The sequence below is a fragment of the Dellaglioa sp. CoH-55-MRSF-8 genome (assembly GCF_056782195.1).
On sequence record NZ_JBXAYH010000012.1, the window covers coordinates 1 to 1,846 of the forward strand.

The following is a 1,846-nucleotide window of genomic DNA, read 5'->3' on the forward strand; positions in this document are numbered from 1 at the left end:
AGCATGGCAACGTCCTACCCTCGCAGGGGGCGACCCCCAACTACTCTTGGCGCTAAGAAGCTTAACTTCTGTGTTCGACATGGGAACAGGTGTATCCTTCTTGCTATCGCCACCACACTCTTTTTTTGAGAAAACTTATTCTCTCAAAACTAGCTAATATTTATCATTGATTTTTAAGCCGTACACCGTTTCACACCACTTTGTGGTTAAGTCCTCGACCGATTAGTATTGGTCCGCTCCATACATCACTGTACTTCCACTTCCAACCTATCTACCTGATAATCTTTCAGGGGTCTTACTTCCATAAAGGAATGGGAAATCTAATCTCGAGGTGAGCTTCACACTTAGATGCTTTCAGCGTTTATCTCATCCATACATAGCTACCCAGCGATGCCCTTGGCAGAACAACTGGTACACCAGAGGTATGTCCATCCCGGTCCTCTCGTACTAAGGACAGCTCCTCTCAAATTTCCTACGCCCGCGACGGATAGGGACCGAACTGTCTCACGACGTTCTGAACCCAGCTCGCGTACCGCTTTAATGGGCGAACAGCCCAACCCTTGGGACCGACTACAGCCCCAGGATGCGATGAGCCGACATCGAGGTGCCAAACCTCCCCGTCGATGTGGACTCTTGGGGGAGATAAGCCTGTTATCCCCAGGGTAGCTTTTATCCGTTGAGCGATGGCCCTTCCATACGGAACCACCGGATCACTAAGCCCGACTTTCGTCCCTGCTCGACCTGTAAGTCTCGCAGTCAAGCTCCCTTGTGCCTTTACACTCTGCGAATGATTTCCAACCATTCTGAGGGAACCTTTGGGCGCCTCCGTTACCTTTTAGGAGGCGACCGCCCCAGTCAAACTGCCCACCTGACACTGTCTCCCACCACGATTAGTGGCGAGGGTTAGAGTGTTCATACAACGAGGGTAGTATCCCACCAATGCCTCCTCCGAAACTAGCGTTCCGGTCTCTACGGCTCCTACCTATCCTGTACAAGTTATACAAACACTCAATATCAAGCTACAGTAAAGCTCCATGGGGTCTTTCCGTCCTGTCGCGGGTAACCCGCATCTTCACGGGTATTATAATTTCACCGAGTCTCTCGTTGAGACAGTGCCCAAATCGTTACGCCTTTCGTGCGGGTCGGAACTTACCCGACAAGGAATTTCGCTACCTTAGGACCGTTATAGTTACGGCCGCCGTTTACTGGGGCTTCAATTCTGGGCTTCGCCGAAGCTAACTCATCCTCTTAACCTTCCAGCACCGGGCAGGCGTCAGCCCCTATACGTCATCTTACGATTTTGCAGAAACCTGTGTTTTTGATAAACAGTCGTTTGGGCCTATTCACTGCGGCTGACCTTTCGGTCAGCACCCCTTCTCCCGAAGTTACGGGGTCATTTTGCCGAGTTCCTTAACGAGAGTTCTCTCGCACACCTTAGGATACTCTCCTCGACTACCTGTGTCGGTTTGCGGTACGGGTAGTTATATTCTAACTAGAAGCTTTTCTTGGCAGTGTGACATCAGTTACTTCGCTACTTAATTTCGCTCCCCATCACAACTTGTCCTTAAAGTTAAGCATTTAACTCAACTTCAGACTTATTGCTTGGACGCACATATCCATCAGTGCGCTTCCTTAGCCTGCTGCGTCCCTCCATCGTTCAAACAAATATAACTAGTACAGGAATCTCAACCTGTTATCCATCGTCTACGCCTCTCGGCCTCGACTTAGGTCCCGACTAACCCTGGGAGGACGAGCCTTCCCCAGGAAACCTTAGTCATTCGGTGGACAGGATTCTCACCTGTCTTTCGCTACTCATACCGGCATTCTCACTTCTAAGCGCTCCACC

2 rRNA genes (1 of these 2 cut by a window edge) are annotated in these 1,846 nt (G+C 50.3%); both read right to left on the bottom strand.

Annotated features, from left to right (window positions below):
- Position 1 precedes the first annotated feature (1 nt).
- Positions 2-117: ribosomal RNA gene (rrf, locus tag AC1RPW_RS07500) — 5S ribosomal RNA — on the bottom strand.
- 85 nt (positions 118-202) lie between these two features.
- Positions 203-1,846 (bottom strand): 23S ribosomal RNA (locus AC1RPW_RS07505); it runs 1,375 nt beyond the window's last position.